At 38.9% G+C, this 14,882-nt stretch carries 17 protein-coding genes; 10 read left to right on the plus strand and 7 right to left on the minus strand.

Features of this window, described 5'->3' with window-relative positions:
• The first annotated feature begins 81 nt into the window (after positions 1-81).
• Entirely contained in the window at positions 82-1,341 is a 1,260-nt protein-coding gene (gene rho / locus AC27HL_RS00630; RefSeq protein WP_487078195.1) for a transcription termination factor Rho, read from the plus strand.
• A gap of 58 nt (positions 1,342-1,399) precedes the next feature.
• Here rho and AC27HL_RS00635 read toward each other — a convergent pair whose 3' ends face one another.
• Positions 1,400-1,897, minus strand: a complete 498-nt coding sequence (locus AC27HL_RS00635; RefSeq protein ID WP_487078197.1) for a hypothetical protein — start codon at positions 1,895-1,897, stop codon at positions 1,400-1,402.
• 139 nt (positions 1,898-2,036) lie between these two features.
• Here AC27HL_RS00635 and AC27HL_RS00640 point away from each other — a divergent pair, with 139 nt between their 5' ends.
• The 3 genes from AC27HL_RS00640 (at position 2,037) to fre (ending at position 5,104) form a co-directional block, all read left to right on the plus strand.
• Positions 2,037-2,771: a substrate-binding periplasmic protein gene (locus AC27HL_RS00640; RefSeq protein ID WP_487078199.1), complete on the plus strand. Its 735-nt coding sequence runs from the start codon at positions 2,037-2,039 to the stop codon at positions 2,769-2,771.
• A gap of 101 nt (positions 2,772-2,872) precedes the next feature.
• Positions 2,873-4,354, plus strand: a complete 1,482-nt coding sequence (gene ubiD, locus AC27HL_RS00645) for a 4-hydroxy-3-polyprenylbenzoate decarboxylase (protein ID WP_487078201.1) — start codon at positions 2,873-2,875, stop codon at positions 4,352-4,354.
• A gap of 54 nt (positions 4,355-4,408) precedes the next feature.
• Complete coding sequence (fre, locus tag AC27HL_RS00650) at positions 4,409-5,104, plus strand: NAD(P)H-flavin reductase (protein ID WP_487078203.1); 696 nt, start codon at positions 4,409-4,411, stop codon at positions 5,102-5,104.
• Between the two features lie 109 nt (positions 5,105-5,213).
• On the opposite strand, the gene AC27HL_RS00655 is transcribed toward fre, so the two are convergent.
• Positions 5,214-5,912 carry a DUF2982 domain-containing protein gene (locus AC27HL_RS00655; RefSeq protein ID WP_487078205.1) on the minus strand — a complete coding sequence of 233 codons (699 nt, stop codon included), beginning with the start codon at positions 5,910-5,912 and terminating at the stop codon, positions 5,214-5,216.
• Between the two features lie 142 nt (positions 5,913-6,054).
• On the opposite strand from AC27HL_RS00655, the gene arfA reads away from it, so the two are divergent.
• Positions 6,055-6,258, plus strand: a complete 204-nt coding sequence (arfA, locus tag AC27HL_RS00660) for an alternative ribosome rescue factor ArfA (RefSeq protein WP_487078206.1) — start codon at positions 6,055-6,057, stop codon at positions 6,256-6,258.
• A 49-nt stretch (positions 6,259-6,307) separates the two neighbouring features.
• On the opposite strand, the gene AC27HL_RS00665 is transcribed toward arfA, so the two are convergent.
• The 5 genes from AC27HL_RS00665 to cyaY all read right to left on the minus strand — a co-directional run bounded on the left by AC27HL_RS00665 (position 6,308) and on the right by cyaY (position 10,997).
• Positions 6,308-7,507: a heme biosynthesis HemY N-terminal domain-containing protein gene (locus AC27HL_RS00665; RefSeq protein WP_487078208.1), complete on the minus strand. Its 1,200-nt coding sequence runs from the start codon at positions 7,505-7,507 to the stop codon at positions 6,308-6,310.
• On the minus strand, positions 7,507-8,919 hold the full coding sequence (locus AC27HL_RS00670) for a uroporphyrinogen-III C-methyltransferase (RefSeq protein WP_487078210.1): 1,413 nt from the start codon (positions 8,917-8,919) through the stop codon (positions 7,507-7,509). The genes AC27HL_RS00665 and AC27HL_RS00670 overlap by 1 nt, the downstream gene beginning before the upstream one ends.
• An 80-nt stretch (positions 8,920-8,999) precedes the next feature.
• On the minus strand, positions 9,000-9,743 hold the full coding sequence (locus AC27HL_RS00675) for a uroporphyrinogen-III synthase (RefSeq protein ID WP_487078212.1): 744 nt from the start codon (positions 9,741-9,743) through the stop codon (positions 9,000-9,002).
• Positions 9,730-10,662, minus strand: a complete 933-nt coding sequence (hemC, locus tag AC27HL_RS00680; RefSeq protein WP_487078214.1) for a hydroxymethylbilane synthase — start codon at positions 10,660-10,662, stop codon at positions 9,730-9,732. The genes AC27HL_RS00675 and hemC overlap by 14 nt, the downstream gene beginning before the upstream one ends.
• Before the next feature lie 17 nt (positions 10,663-10,679).
• Positions 10,680-10,997 (minus strand): iron donor protein CyaY, encoded by a 318-nt coding sequence (gene cyaY, locus AC27HL_RS00685; RefSeq protein WP_487078216.1) that lies wholly within the window; start codon positions 10,995-10,997, stop codon positions 10,680-10,682.
• 84 nt (positions 10,998-11,081) lie between these two features.
• Between cyaY and lptM the strand changes: the two genes are divergently transcribed.
• The 5 genes from lptM to AC27HL_RS00710 are packed head-to-tail and all read left to right on the plus strand — an operon-like array spanning position 11,082 to position 14,819.
• Positions 11,082-11,255, plus strand: a complete 174-nt coding sequence (lptM, locus tag AC27HL_RS00690; RefSeq protein ID WP_487078218.1) for an LPS translocon maturation chaperone LptM — start codon at positions 11,082-11,084, stop codon at positions 11,253-11,255.
• Between the two features lie 10 nt (positions 11,256-11,265).
• On the plus strand, positions 11,266-12,513 hold the full coding sequence (gene lysA, locus AC27HL_RS00695) for a diaminopimelate decarboxylase (RefSeq protein WP_487078220.1): 1,248 nt from the start codon (positions 11,266-11,268) through the stop codon (positions 12,511-12,513).
• Positions 12,514-12,533: 20 nt separating this feature from the next.
• Entirely contained in the window at positions 12,534-13,364 is an 831-nt protein-coding gene (dapF, locus tag AC27HL_RS00700; protein WP_487078221.1) for a diaminopimelate epimerase, read from the plus strand.
• A complete protein-coding gene (locus AC27HL_RS00705; RefSeq protein WP_487078223.1) occupies positions 13,361-14,086 on the plus strand; it encodes a DUF484 family protein in 726 nt (241 codons plus the stop codon). Before dapF ends, AC27HL_RS00705 begins: the two co-directional genes overlap by 4 nt.
• A 10-nt stretch (positions 14,087-14,096) precedes the next feature.
• Complete coding sequence (locus AC27HL_RS00710; protein ID WP_487078225.1) at positions 14,097-14,819, plus strand: HAD-IA family hydrolase; 723 nt, start codon at positions 14,097-14,099, stop codon at positions 14,817-14,819.
• The last annotated feature ends 63 nt before the right edge of the window (positions 14,820-14,882 follow it).

Below are 14,882 nucleotides of genomic sequence, written 5' to 3' on the forward strand. Positions count from 1 at the left end.
ATTTCAAAAACCATACTCAAACAATCCTAAATTGCCAAACGGCAAAGCATAACAACCTAAATAGTTTAAGAAACCCCCACTATGAACCTTACCGAACTCAAAGAAAAAACCATTAATGAATTAGTTAAGCTAGCTGAATCTATGCAGTTAGAAGATCTTGCTAGAACTCGCAAACAAGACATTATTTTTGCTATTTTAAAAAAGCATGCCGAAAACGATAATGATATTTTCGGTGGTGGGGTTTTAGAAATTCTACAAGACGGATTCGGCTTTTTACGCTCGGCTGACTCGTCATATTTAGCTGGACCTGACGATATTTACGTATCGCCAAGCCAAATTAGACGTTTTAGTATGCGTACCGGTGATACTATTCACGGCAAGATCAGAGCACCTAAAAAAGGTGAGCGTTATTTTGCTTTATTAAAAGTTACTGAAGTTAACTTCGATCGTCCTGAAAACTCTCGAAATAAAATCCTTTTTGAAAATTTAACGCCGATTCATCCAACTGATCGTATTACCATGGAGCGTGGAAATGGTTCGACAGAAGATATTACCGCGCGTGTACTAGATTTAGCGTCACCGATAGGTAAAGGCCAGCGTGGTTTGATTGTAGCGCCGCCAAAGGCAGGTAAAACCTTATTACTACAGAATATTGCGCAAAGTATTGCTCATAACCACCCTGAAGCAGAACTAATGGTACTTCTAATTGACGAACGTCCTGAAGAAGTTACAGAAATGCAGCGCCTTGTAAAAGGTGAAGTGGTTGCATCAACATTTGATGAACCAGCAAACCGTCATGTGCAAGTTGCTGAAATGGTAATTGAAAAAGCAAAACGTTTAGTTGAACACAAAAAAGATGTTGTTATTCTTCTTGATTCAATTACCCGTTTAGCTCGTGCATATAACACGGTTATTCCTTCGTCAGGTAAAATCTTAACAGGTGGTGTTGACGCTAACGCTTTACATCGTCCAAAACGTTTCTTTGGTGCGGCTCGTAATATTGAAGAAGGTGGTAGTTTAACTATTATCGCGACAGCGCTTGTTGAAACTGGCTCGAAAATGGATGAAGTTATCTACGAAGAATTTAAAGGTACAGGTAATATGGAATTGCACCTTTCTCGTAAAATTGCTGAGAAACGTGTATTCCCTGCGATTCACTTCAATCGCAGTGGTACGCGCCGTGAAGAGCTTCTTACTAAACCTGATGAATTACAAAAAATGTGGATTTTACGTAAGATCGTCCATGAAATGGGTGAAATTGATGCGATGGAGTTTATGATTGACAAATTAGCGATGACCAAAACCAATAATGAGTTTTTTGATTCGATGAAACGTCAGTAACTTTAAGTATGCTTTAAAAAATGCCAGCAATTGCTGGCATTTTTTATGACTGGATCTGTTACTTTTTACTGCTTTTTGTATAAAGTCCATCAAAGGCAGTTTGCCAAGTTTTACCATTGTCCTGGCTAATTTGCCAATGTTGTTGAACGGTGCCATCACTATGCGGTATCCAGCTTATTTTATTTAAAACCTCTTTTTGATCTGAGCCTAAGGTTTTCCCTTTCATCACCATAGCCCTGTTTTCTAGGCCACCTTGTAGCTTCAACAGTAAACCTGAGCTGTCGGTCCAAGTTTGATGCCACTGTTTTGTTTGTTGATCGTAAATATTTAGGCTTTTGCCAACATAGCCACTCGGTGAACTATACTCTTCCAAAATAGTGCAGCCATTATTTATTTTACTAATGTGATTAATGCGAATGATATCGTCGGTTTTACTTGTTACTTGCCAATGTCCAAGCCAAAAATCAAAGGCTTGATGATTTTTATCGGTGCAGTTTGCAAGTGCGATATTCGGGAAAATTAATAATCCAAATAGTACATAAATCGTTTTTTTCATTAAGGTGAATCCTTTGTATAGTTTGCATAGCTTTTAATTATGTTTGTACGAAAATTATACGACAAATAAAGATTAATAGTGTAGTATGCGCGTTTTTTTAACTTGTGTGTTGTTATTTTAACCATTTCAAGGGCTGTTTATGCGTTGCATTTCTGTTTTTTGTTTATTGATATTACTTGCAAGCCACTGCGCTTTGGCATTTGAAGATAAAGTAGATATTCATATCAAAGTGGTAACGGAAGACACTTTTCCGGTGCAATATATCGACAACGGAAAAATTGCTGGTCCAGCGACGAAATTAGTCGAGCAGGTGCTTGCTATGTCTGGCCTCAGTTATGATATTGAGGTATTACCTTGGGCTCGAGCGTATCGTTTAGCGACTACAGAGCCAAACGTGCTGATATATTCACTAGCAAGAACGACCGCAAGAGAAAAGCATTTTAAATGGATTGGTCGTATTATGGCTCTTGACTACTATTTATATGGCTCCGTTGATAGTGACGTTAATTTTAGCACTACCATGGAAGCGCTTAAAGAATATCGGATAGGTACTGTACGCGATAGTGCGGTTGATCAATATCTAAGAGCCAATGGCTTTAATAATCTAACAACGGTTGTACAAGGAAGACAAAACTTTCATCTATTTGCACAAAATCGTATTGATTTGTTTCCCGCCAATAAATCAAGTTTCCAAGCGATTTGTTTACAATACGCATTTAACTGCGAACAACTTAAGCCATTGTATAAGCTTAAAATATCCTCTATAGATTTATTTATGGCGTTTAGTGCGTTTACTGATGATGCTCTAGTTAAAGAAGTTCAATCAGCTTATACAAAATTAATAATGCAGAGAAAAGCAGCACTTGAACTGTAAATCTAGACGATTGGTAGATTTATGAATGATTCTAATTGGCATTAGGGTTTTTAGCTTTGTTACCGTTATAATGCTGAACAAATTTTTAGCCTGCATCAAATATGAAATACAGTGATTTAAGAGATTTTATCGATCAACTTGAGAAACTAGGCCAACTAAAACGTATTAGCCAGCCAATTTCTACTGATTTAACTATGACAGAAATCAGTGATCGTACTCTACGCCGAGAAGGTCCAGCCTTACTATTTGAAAACCCAGTTGATAAAGATGGTAAACCACATGGTATGCCAGTATTAACTAACTTATTTGGTACACCTGAACGTGTTGCACTTGCCATGGGGCAAGAAAATGTTAGTGCACTACGTGATGTTGGTAAGTTGTTAGCAACATTAAAAGAGCCTGAGCCGCCAAAAGGTTTTCGCGATGCTATGGATAAGCTGCCACTATACAAGCAAGTGCTCAATATGCCTGTTAAAGTGGTTAAAAAGCCAGTTTGCCAGCAGGTTGTATTAACGGGCGACGAGGTTGATCTGACAAAATTACCGATTCAAAAATGTTGGCCAGGTGACGTAGCACCATTAATTACTTGGGGTTTAACCGTAACTAAAGGCCCACATAAAGAACGGCAAAATCTTGGTATTTACCGTAATCAATTATTAGGCCCTAATAAAGTTATAATGCGCTGGCTATCTCACCGTGGTGGCGCATTAGACTTTCAAGAATTTAAAAAGGCTTTTCCTGGTGAAAAGTATCCCGTTGCTGTGGCCTTAGGTGCCGACCCTGCAACTATTTTAGGTGCGGTAACGCCTGTGCCTGATACCTTGTCAGAGTACGCTTTTGCGGGTTTGTTACGTGGCAGCAAAACCGAAGTTGCAAAATGTATTAGTAATGAACTTGAAGTACCAGCCAGTGCTGAAATTGTTTTGGAAGGTTATATTGACCCTGAAGAGATAGCACCAGAAGGTCCATATGGTGACCATACGGGTTATTACAACGAAGTTGATGATTTTCCAGTATTTACCGTTACACATATAACCCATAGAAAAGAGCCAATTTATCACAGCACCTATACTGGAAGACCACCGGATGAACCGGCAATTTTAGGTGTGGCATTAAATGAAGTATTTGTGCCTATTTTGCAAAAGCAATTTCCTGAAATTCAAGACTTTTACTTACCACCGGAAGGCTGTTCGTATCGTTTAGCGGTAGTGACCATTAAGAAGCAATATGCGGGGCATGCTAAGCGAGTAATGATGGGCGTTTGGTCATTCTTACGTCAGTTTATGTATACCAAGTTTGTTATTGTTTGCGATGATGATGTTAATGCACGTGACTGGAAAGACGTTATTTGGGCAATGACCACACGCATGGATCCAAGTCGAGATACAGTGTTAATTGAAAACACACCAATTGATTATTTGGATTTTGCTTCACCTGTATCTGGCTTAGGTTCAAAGATGGGAATGGATGCCACCAATAAGTGGCCAGGTGAAACGGATCGAGAATGGGGTGAGCCCATTGAAATGACACAGTCAATTAAAAACCAAGTAGATGATATTTGGGACGAACTTAATATTTCTTAATAGATAAATTAAACCACTGCTTAGTTATAGAAGCAGTCATAGGGTAAAGAATTAATGAATGAGATTACATGTCAGGTAGCAGCGGTTACGCCGTTAACAGAGTATGTTTATAAAGTGCTATTAAAGCCAGAGCAAGCGGTTGATTTTGCTGCCGGACAATATCTAAACTTTGTGATGAGTGATGAAGATAAACGACCGTTTTCAATCGCCAGTGCGCCGGGAGCTGAACTAATTGAGTTGCAAATAGGTGCATTTGGCTCTGACAGCTACCCAATGCAAGTTATTGAGCGCATTAAAGCGAATGCAGAAGTAAGCATTGAAATGCCATTTGGTAGCGCACAGTTACGTGAGGATAGTGAACGGCCATTATTGTTAATTGCCGGCGGCACGGGCTTTTCATATATTAAGTCAATGTTTGAGCATTTAGTGAATGAGAACTCACAGCGTGAAGTTATTGTTTATTGGGGCTTGCGTGATCCAAGTGCTTGTTACGAGCTCGAAGAAACAGCAGCCATGATAGCTAAACTGGCCAATGGTAAGTTTATTCCTGTTATTGAAACACCACACGATGATTGGCAAGGTAAACTAGGCATGGTGCACAAAGTTGTCATGAATGACATTAATAACTTAGCTGATTTCGATATTTACTTAGCTGGTCGCTTTGAAATGGTTGGTGCGGTTCGCCAAGACTTTGTTGCTAATGGTGCATTAGTAGAACATATGTTTGCCGATGCTTTTGCCTTTATCTAAATTGGTTTAATTGGTGCTATATGAAAAGCTGAACATAGGCTATGTTCAGCTTTTTTATGTTCCGGACGAAGCGTAAGACGTGATCACATAGATGTGAAATAACGCTCAGTTAATTTATATATGGCGTTTCTTTAGCATTACGTAAATAACTATTGGCTAATACCACGAAGTTATTAACCGGACCATTCAAATTATTTGCGGCAATAAATATATGTGCGCCAAAGGCTTGGTGTAATACTAGGCTGTGATGTAAAAATGCCGCCAATGGGCCTTTAACGGTTTCACCACTTGTTAACTGGAAAGGCTCAAAATTAATTATGCCTTGTTGAAACGTAATTAAATTGTGTTTTATGGCATAGTGAATTAACGGCTTTTGTTCGTGGATAAGTCGATTCGCTAGCCGCAAAGAAATATTATCTACCAGAACATCGAGAGAAAACAATTTAATACCGACATAATTTAACTCTTCTCTGCTTACACCGACAGTATTTGTTACCCCATGCACGTTCTGTAGTTGATGCCATTGAAGTTGCCAATTGCCATGACGATGATAGAAGCAGATATTATCAGAACTAAGAATTAGACTGTGTTGAGGCTCTGCTAGCTTCAGTAAGCCAATAAATATAGCGACACAACTGGCGAGGAGTAAAAACATTAATGGCAAGCGAGCTTGCTGCCAAAAATAACTAGATAGAAATGCGATTAACAGCAAGGCAATAAAACCGAGTAAAGTGATAAACATGCCGTTATGCCGTGCAATGGCTTTTATTTTTACAATTCTTTCTTGCTGTTGGGCAGATGGTTTCATCGAGTAATTGTTAACTGAAGATTTTAATCGGTGTTTATATATTACTCATATTTCGATGCTTAAGATATAATACACTCTGCCAATAGATAAGAGTATTTATTAGTTACTAATCCAAATAACACATTAATAAGGAACTAGCTTAATGGCTAAACAAAAACCAAGTAAGGCTCAGAAAAATAGTGCAGCCTGTGAATTAGGACGAGGAGTTATAAAAGATAATTTTCTTGCTGCGGTGGTAACATCTAAACTTTACAAGCAACAAATTGTTAGTGCTAAGAAAGGCAAAGGTTCATACCAACGTAAGCAAAAGCACAAAGGACAAGAGTCCTATTTAATAGCGGCGTAAATTCGTTGTTATTAAATAGGGCTTTTAGCTGTTTCAGAAATGGTCAATTTTAAGCGTGAATTTTTCGCAATACCTGATTGGCTTTTTCTAGCTGATTTTGTTGCTCTAAAACCAATGCAAACGCTAGCAAGTCAACATCGTCGTATTGTGCCCCTTCAAGGTTAACTAACGTATTAAAAGCTTTTTCTGCCAATGGCCATTGTTGAGAAAATACTGCAAAGTGAGCAACTAATGATAACCATAATGCATTATGAGGATCATTGTGCAGATGCTTTTGAGCGGCGACAATTAAATCATTTGCTTGGCTTATAGGTAAGCTTCTTGTCGCCTTTAATAGCTGAACATTTGCACCTTTTTTGACGACAGGTAGTAATATTTTTGCTAATGGTTCATTTATATTGTTTTCTGCTAATACTTGGCAGTAGGCTAAAACTATAATTTCTGTTTGTTTTGTTTTCTTAGGCAGTTGCTGCCAATAGTGCATTAAAGCGTTGTTGTCACTGTGTTTTATTTGTTCATTGAAGGCACCATAAAAGGCTTGTTGCTGCCATTGCGTGATTGTTTGCTCGGTAATTGCTTTTTGCTTTTGTGCTGAAACTAATTGCTTGATTACATAATCAAAGCGCTTTTCAATTAGGCTTAAATCAATTTCTAACGATAATAACCTTGCGTCATGACCGATATGCTTATGGTGTTGGTCAATAACTTCTCGTGCTTGTTGATAATTTTGCTGACCGATCAGTAATTTTATTTTAATGAGAATGGCTTCTAAACCTGCAGACTTTAATGTGTCTGTACTTTTTTCTAGTAGTGCTAGGTAATGTTCAGTATTAGGTTTTAATGCTTGTTTCTGCGCAGCATCGGCAGCAACTAGATAAGCGATATGTTCAAGTGATGAGGCATCTGCAGACTTCGCCAGCAAATGCTCTGACTGCTTGTAGTCACCTAGCACATAAGCGGCAATGCCTTTGTTTAAATCCCTTAAGGCACGTCGACGACTAGCAAAGGCAATTTTATTCCAAGTGGCAAAACTAATATTTAACCCGCCTTTTAATAGTTTTAATATTAATAATAGAGTTATAAAAATGATTACTAATCTAATAGCCATAGCAACAATTGTTGACTCAATGATTAAATCTCCACTCGATATGAGAATATAACCAGGATCTTTAATTAGTGTCGGAGCATATGCAACCATCATTACAATAGAAATAAAAACAATGAGTAATATAAAAGTTATACGTTTCATTATTTGCCCTCTATCAAATCAGCATTGTTATTAAGCTCAGGCTTTATAGGTGCACTTTGCTTTTGATTTTCTGAAGGCTTTTCGGTAGCAATATTAGATGAACGAGGTATGATATTTATATCTTGTATCGACTTACGAACTACTTCGAGTGACAGTAAATTATTTGGGTAATCCACATCAATGGTCTTTGTTTTGATAAGTTCAATAGCTTGGCTGAAGTTTTGATTTATTTTGTCTTCCATATCAAAATATTTAACTAGCCATGACTGAATATCATTCAATGAAGACAGATATAAACTTTTGTCCGTCTTTCGAGCGCTCCAAATAGCCGTTTGTATTTTCAGGCTTAAATTTTCTCGTAAATTTTGTTGAAAATTAGGAGACATTAATGGCTCAACATTCCCTGTTCTATAACTCACAGTTATATAATCACTGATAAACCTCTTCCATACTTTAGCTATGTTTTCTCGCCAATCACTTGCATTATCAGTGACGTTATTATTTGCAGATTGGTTTGTATTTTTTGGTTTCTCTATTTTGGGAAATGGTAACATTGATAACTGCGTATCTAGTGCCATCAGCTTTAATATAACTTCATCTGTATTTAACTTTGGCAATAACTTTAAGCTAGCAATGTCTTGCTGGATTATTTGGCGCAGTGGTAAATATTGTGGGTCGTTAAGCTCTTGAATGCGCTGTTCTGCATCTGCTAATAAACCAATGGCTGCGGTGGTATCTTTTTCTAACCATAAAGTGCGTGAAGCAACACGAATTAAATATTCCGCTTCGTGCAATAACCAATCGCTCGGTTGATTCTGATTTAAACTTTGCACTTGTTGCTTAACTTGGGCTAGTGCTTGTTGAAGCTCTGAGATATTGTCAAGCGTATTACCTTGAATAGCACTTTCTAAGGCTTTTAATTGCGCGCTATTTTGTTGGCCTTGTTGTTGAAGTTGCTTTGAGACTTGGGCTTGATTTAACTGTAGCTGCTTTTGAAATTCAGTATTTAATTGTTGGGCAAACTGTGCTTTTTGTTGTTCAGCCCAAAAATAATGGCCAAGGCTTGCAGCAATTGCCAGTAACGAAATCAGTAAGGCAAATACTGCTGTTTTCGATAATTTATTTGGTGTTTCAGCTGCTTTAGTTGCGGAAGTTTTTGCTGATGAAGCCGCAGATGATTTATTCACAGATGGTTTACTCTTTTCCTTAGTTTTGGCGATAGTAGAAGTTTTTGTTTTTTTCGTGTCGGTATCGGTTTTATTTTCCGGTACGGAATTATTTTCGCTTGCCGTTAAATTTATCGAAGCAGATAGGCCTTGCTGATTTTCTAAATGCTCAGCGCTAGAGCTACTGGCAGTAGTCTTACTATCTTGTTTGGCGTTTTCTTGCTCTGGCTGATTTTTATCGCTCATGAACTGATCCTATCTTACATGTTGGCGCAAATGTTTTTATTGGTATGAATTTATTCACTCATGCATTTTTAATTGATGGCTTATCTAGGTACTGATAATAGTGCCGATGTTATAGCTTTTTTATTGGCGCCATGCGCATTCATAACTCGTTTAAGCCCCACTTTTTCAGCGTTATTTGCAATTCTGCTACTGGCAACTATCCAAATGCAGTCTTCTTTCCAATAAGTATCTGATTGATTAATTAAGTTTACTATGAATTCTAGTAAAGCGTTACTGGTTACTAAGATACAATTTATCTGCTGTTGTTGCCACGTTTTGAAAAGATTTTGCGATAAATTTCGCCAAACACGTCGATAACTTTCAAAATAATGAACATTTGCGCCGCGTGCAGTTAGTGTTTCGGCAATTAATTCTCGGCCACCATCGCCACGAATAATGATAACGTCTTTGCTATTGATATTATTAAGCTGTGGTAAGGCTAGCAATCCTTCACTGTCATGCTGCTCAGGTACATATGCGCTGACATTAAGTGCTTCGAGTTTTTGTTGAGTGGCGCTGCCAACGGCAATAACATCTTGTTTTGCCCAAGCAGTAATGGGAAGTAGCTTATTGGCAAATTCAACCGCAGCTACACTGACAAAAATAATGATAGGTGCTGTTAATTGGCGTTGCAGGCTTGTAAGTTGTTCGAGCGTGTCTTTGGCTTGATAATCAAAAAAAGGTTGGCAAAGACTTTTAATACCATTTTTTTTCAGGTGGTGTTGAAGCTCACGCCCAGCGGCTTCTGGGCGTGTGATCAGTACATTAATATTACTGTTGGTCATAAACCTGGCGAAGAATTTTATCTGCGCCGTCAGCCAATAACGTTGCGGCTAGGTCAGTACCTAATTGTTCAGCATTGGCAATGTTGCCACGTACTTCGCTAGTTAATATTTCGCTGCCGTCTACCGCGCCGACTAAACCGCGTAAGAAAACTTGGTCATTTTCAATAACAGCGTAGCTACCAATTGGCACCTGACAACCTCCTTCTAACGCTCGGTTCATGGCTCGCTCTGCCACAACGCGTATACGTGTTTCTTCACAGCCCAGTGGTGCAAGTAACGCTTTAATGGTTTCATCGTCAGTACGACATTCAATACCGACAGCGCCTTGGCCATTTGCAGGTAGCATTACTTCTGGTGCAATAAACTCACGAATACGTTCTGGCATTTCTAAACGAATCAAGCCTGCAGCAGCTAAAATAATGGCATCATATTCACCGTTATCAAGCTTTTTAAGGCGAGTATTAACATTGCCGCGTAAATCTCGAATATCTAAATCAGGGCGTAGTGCTTTAATTTGACACTGACGACGCAAACTAGAGGTTCCAACAACAGCGCCTTGCGGTAAATCAGCGAAGCTGGCAATGGTATTAGAAACAAAAGCGTCGCGAGGATCTTCACGAGGACAAATAACTTCTAGGCCTAAGCCTTCAGGAAATTCTACCGGAACGTCTTTCATTGAGTGTACAGCAATATCGGCACGGTTTTCTAACATGGCCACTTCAAGTTCTTTAACAAATAACCCTTTACCGCCTACTTTCGCTAGTGGCGTATCAAGAATAATGTCGCCTTTAGTGGTCATGGGTACTAGTTCAACATTAATACCTGGGTGAAAGTGTTCAAGTTGTGCTTTCACATATTCTGCTTGCCAAAGTGCTAAGGCACTTTTTCGTGTTGCAATACGAACAGTTTGTTGAGTCATCTCAGTTACCTTATTTATTATGCAGACAGGACAATGTTTTCTTCTGCTTGTTTGCTGACTGCGCTGGACAAAAATGTCCATAGCTCGTCACCGCCGCGTTTATCAAGCCATTGCTCATTTTCAAAGTGAAAGTGGTGGCCGTTAAATTTCGTTGCGACCCATATTTCGTGTAAGGGTGCTTGTTTGTTAATGATGATTTTAGTCGCATTTTTAAAAGTCAGTGTCAATAAGCCACCAACGCCTTCGTAATCAATATCGCAGCCACAGTCTTCAATGGCTTCTTCTACCGCTAATAATATTTCGTCGGCGGCTAAATTGTATTGGCTATCATTCATTAACTATTCCTTATTTACCTAAGTGTTGTGATTGTTTAATCTTTGCTTGGTAATTATTGGTCATGGGATTATAAAACGTCTATCATGGGAAAAAAATCGAATAAATCAATTATGCGTAAACAAATTGCAATTATTTTCATCACTATGTTTAGTTTAGCCACAATATCTGGCTGTGGTATTAAAGGTCCTTTATACCAAACTCCTGAACAACAGCAAGAAAACTCGTCTAAAACTGGTGACGAAATCATTAAAAAGTAGGAATAGCCCCTTGGACTTTTTTAATTGTGAACAAAATTCACTGTTTGCTGAACAATGTTCGGTATCAGCATTAGCTAAAACTTATGGTACACCGCTTTATGTTTATTCAAAAGCGACCATAGAGCGACATTGGCATGCGTTTGACCAAGCGGCAGGAGAACGCCCTCATTTAGTGTGTTATGCGGTTAAAGCAAACAGTAATATTGCTGTGCTTAATGTTATGGCGCGCTTAGGTTCGGGGTTTGATATTGTTTCCAAAGGCGAGTTATTGCGTGTGCTTGAAGCCGGCGGTGACCCTAAAAAGGTGGTTTTTTCTGGCGTTGGTAAAACCTCCGAAGAAATAGCGTTTGCTTTAAACCTAGGTATTTATTGTTTTAATGTCGAGTCGGCAGCAGAGTTAGAGCGAATTCAACACGTTGCTAAAAAGCTTGATATAGTTGCGCCGATATCATTGCGGGTTAATCCTGATGTTGATGCCGGTACTCATCCGTACATTTCTACCGGCCTGAAAGAAAACAAATTTGGCATTAGCATCGACAAAGCGCCTGAATTATATGCTTATGCTGCTTCGCTTTCACATGTAAATATTCAAGGCGTCGATTGTCATATTGGCTCGCAGCTAACTGAGATTTTGCCTTTTTTAGATGCTTTAGATCGGGTATTAAATTTGATTGATAAACTCGCTTGCCAAGGCATTGCAATTTCACATATTGATGTTGGTGGCGGCTTAGGGGTTTGTTATGACAATGAACAACCACCGCACCCGAATGAATATGCTAAAGCCATTGCGGATAAGCTTGCTGGCCGTGAGTTAAACCTGATTTATGAGCCAGGCCGTGCCATTATGGCCAATGCCGGTATCTTAGTCACAGAAGTGGAATATATAAAAACCAGCGAAGATAGAAATTTTGCTATTGTTGATGCCGCAATGAATGATTTGATTCGTCCGTCGCTGTATCAGGCTTGGCAAGCGATTATTCCTGTTGAATTGCGTAACGATATTGCCGAAGCGCAATACGACGTGGTTGGGCCGATTTGTGAAACCGGTGATTTTCTTGGTAAAGAACGAAGCTTGGCAATTGAAGCCGGCGACTTGCTGGCCGTGCGTAGCGCTGGTGCCTACGGCTTTACCATGAGTTCAAATTATAATAGCCGACCTCGAGCTGCAGAAGTTATGGTTGATGGCGATAACAGCCACTTAATACGAGAACGTGAAACCTACAGTCAACTGTGGCAAGGTGAGCACTTATTGCCGTGATGGTGTGAGAATAAATAGTAATGTTAGTAAATTTTTCTAAAATGCACGGCCTAGGTAATGATTTTCTGGTGCTGGATAATGTCACACAGAATGTTTATTTGTCGAACGAACAAATAAAGCAGCTTGCCGATAGGCATTTTGGTGTTGGCTTCGACCAAGTATTAGTCGTTGAGCCGCCTTATGATCCTGATTTAGATTTTCATTATCGTATTTTTAATGCGGATGGCAGTGAAGTAGGTCAGTGTGGTAATGGCGCTCGTTGTTTCGCTAAGTTTGTTCGCTTAAAAAATCTAACCAATAAAAATAAGATTAGAGTATCGACCCAATCGGGTAAAATGACACTGTTTATTGAGCGTGATGGCAATGTTTCAGTCAATATGCCGGTACCACAATTTGAGCCCAATAAAATTCCGTTTACCGCACAAAAAGCCGAAGGTACCTACATACTGCGCAGTGAAGAAGAAACAGTATTGTGCGGCGTTGTTTCGCTTGGAAATCCACATTGTGTGCTGACTGTTGATGATGTGAAACAAGCCCCTGTTGCTAAATTGGGCAAGGCGTTGTCGCATCATGAGCGTTTCCCTAAACAAGCCAATGTCAGTTTTATGGAAGTGGTTTCGATGGAATATATTAAGCTACGAGTTTATGAGCGTGGCGCAGCAGAAACGCTTGCCTGTGGCAGTGGTGCCTGTGCTGCAGTTGTTATTGGGCAAATGCAAAAGAAGCTTAATCGACAAGTATTAGTCGACTTACCTGGTGGCCAATTAAAAATTTATTGGAAAGGCCCAGGTAACTCAGTAAAAATGACAGGCCCAGCGGTTCATGTATTCGACGGGCAAATTAATTTATGACACAAGATAAAAATAAAGCTATGCAATCAAAAGAAACATCAGCAGTAAATGAATCTGCAATAACAGCGAACGATATTAGTTTGACCGACGAATTGGTCGTAACTTATTTACAAGATCATCCTGAATTTTTTAATCGCCAAGCAGAGTTTGTTACGGGCTTACGCTTACCAGATCATCAACGCGGTGCCGTGTCTTTAGTCGAACGCCAACTTACACAACAAAGACAAAAAATTCATAGTCTTGAAGAAGAAATTACGCAATTGATGGTGATTGCAAATCAAAATGAGCAATTATTTGCTCTGTATAGCGATCTTTATTTACGCTTGCTTGACTGTACAACCGCCGAAGAATTATTAGATTGTTTGCACTTGGCAACCACACAATTGTTATCTTTAGATGCCTTAAAACTTTGGTTAGTCAAGCCAACTGCTGTCAGCCACAGTTCAATTGTTACCGTTGATTGCTCAGATATAGTTGAGAGTCGACTAAGTAAAGATGGTTATTACTTTGGTCGTTTGCAACAAAGTGAGCAAGAGCTCATTTTTGCTGAACCTACCCAAGGCTCAGTGGTGTTAGTGCATTTAACACATCATGATGAAGAAATTGGCTTTTTGGCGATCAGTAGTCGTGACGCTGAACACTTTGACCCTAGAATGGATACCTTATTACTTAACCAATTTAAAAAATTGGTTGCTAAGTTACTTCATCAACAGCTTTATTAAATAATATTTTATGAGATTTTATCGTCGCCTATTGCCATTTCAAGCTATTAGTTTTGACTTGGACGATACTTTATATAGTAATCATCCGATAATGCAGGCGACCGATAAAAAAATGTCTGCTTATTTTAAGCGTGTGTTGGCTGACTACGGTATTGATACCGCTAAGGCATCGTATAATTTTCGTTTTTGGTTTCCATACCGTCAGCAGGCTATTTTACATTGGCCACATTTAAAGCATGACGTTGGCTTATTACGACAAAAGAGCTACCTGCTTGGAGCACTTGCTTTAGGGCTAAAAAGTACTGAGGCAGAAGAGTTTGCGAATGCTGCATTAAATTATTTTGTTGTGCAGCGTAGTGACTTTTCATTGCCACAAAAAACACATGACTTTCTTGCTGCTTTACAGCGGAAAATACCATTGGTAGCGATTACCAACGGCAATGTTGATACCGATAAAATTAATATTGCCCAATACTTTGCTCATCATTTTCATGCATCTATTGAAAATCGTTTAAAGCCTGACGCTGATATGTTCATTAAAACTTGTTCGGCATTAAATATTAACACTCAACAGTTATTTCATGTGGGTGATTGCGGTAAGAATGATGTTATTGGTGGCATTAATGCTGGTTGTCAAACGGCTTGGTTAAATAAATATCAAGTTGGCAAGCCACTAACGGTTTTACCAACCCTAATGCTTGATGAGGTTGAACAACTTTTGAGCATTGTATAGTTACTTGTGTCATAGCTGTATTTAGATGCTTGCTTAACTGCTAGTAATATCAAACTTTAGCTC

This window comes from Colwellia aquaemaris, assembly GCF_057548755.1.

What these genes read in the sequence shown, in the direction of transcription:
- AC27HL_RS00710 (WP_487078225.1), top strand. Translation starts at nt 14,097, where the DNA reads ATGAGATTTTATCGTCGCCTATTGCCATTTCAAGCTATTAGTTTTGAC.
- AC27HL_RS00665 (WP_487078208.1), bottom strand. Translation starts at nt 7,507, where the DNA reads ATGAAACGTATAACTTTTATATTACTCATTGTTTTTATTTCTATTGTA.
- lptM (WP_487078218.1), top strand. Translation starts at nt 11,082, where the DNA reads ATGGGAAAAAAATCGAATAAATCAATTATGCGTAAACAAATTGCAATT.
- fre (WP_487078203.1), top strand. Translation starts at nt 4,409, where the DNA reads ATGAATGAGATTACATGTCAGGTAGCAGCGGTTACGCCGTTAACAGAG.
- AC27HL_RS00640 (WP_487078199.1), top strand. Translation starts at nt 2,037, where the DNA reads ATGCGTTGCATTTCTGTTTTTTGTTTATTGATATTACTTGCAAGCCAC.
- rho (WP_487078195.1), top strand. Translation starts at nt 82, where the DNA reads ATGAACCTTACCGAACTCAAAGAAAAAACCATTAATGAATTAGTTAAG.
- hemC (WP_487078214.1), bottom strand. Translation starts at nt 10,662, where the DNA reads ATGACTCAACAAACTGTTCGTATTGCAACACGAAAAAGTGCCTTAGCA.
- ubiD (WP_487078201.1), top strand. Translation starts at nt 2,873, where the DNA reads ATGAAATACAGTGATTTAAGAGATTTTATCGATCAACTTGAGAAACTA.
- AC27HL_RS00705 (WP_487078223.1), top strand. Translation starts at nt 13,361, where the DNA reads ATGACACAAGATAAAAATAAAGCTATGCAATCAAAAGAAACATCAGCA.
- AC27HL_RS00655 (WP_487078205.1), bottom strand. Translation starts at nt 5,912, where the DNA reads ATGAAACCATCTGCCCAACAGCAAGAAAGAATTGTAAAAATAAAAGCC.
- dapF (WP_487078221.1), top strand. Translation starts at nt 12,534, where the DNA reads ATGTTAGTAAATTTTTCTAAAATGCACGGCCTAGGTAATGATTTTCTG.
- AC27HL_RS00675 (WP_487078212.1), bottom strand. Translation starts at nt 9,743, where the DNA reads ATGACCAACAGTAATATTAATGTACTGATCACACGCCCAGAAGCCGCT.
- AC27HL_RS00670 (WP_487078210.1), bottom strand. Translation starts at nt 8,919, where the DNA reads ATGAGCGATAAAAATCAGCCAGAGCAAGAAAACGCCAAACAAGATAGT.
- arfA (WP_487078206.1), top strand. Translation starts at nt 6,055, where the DNA reads ATGGCTAAACAAAAACCAAGTAAGGCTCAGAAAAATAGTGCAGCCTGT.
- cyaY (WP_487078216.1), bottom strand. Translation starts at nt 10,997, where the DNA reads ATGAATGATAGCCAATACAATTTAGCCGCCGACGAAATATTATTAGCG.
- AC27HL_RS00635 (WP_487078197.1), bottom strand. Translation starts at nt 1,897, where the DNA reads ATGAAAAAAACGATTTATGTACTATTTGGATTATTAATTTTCCCGAAT.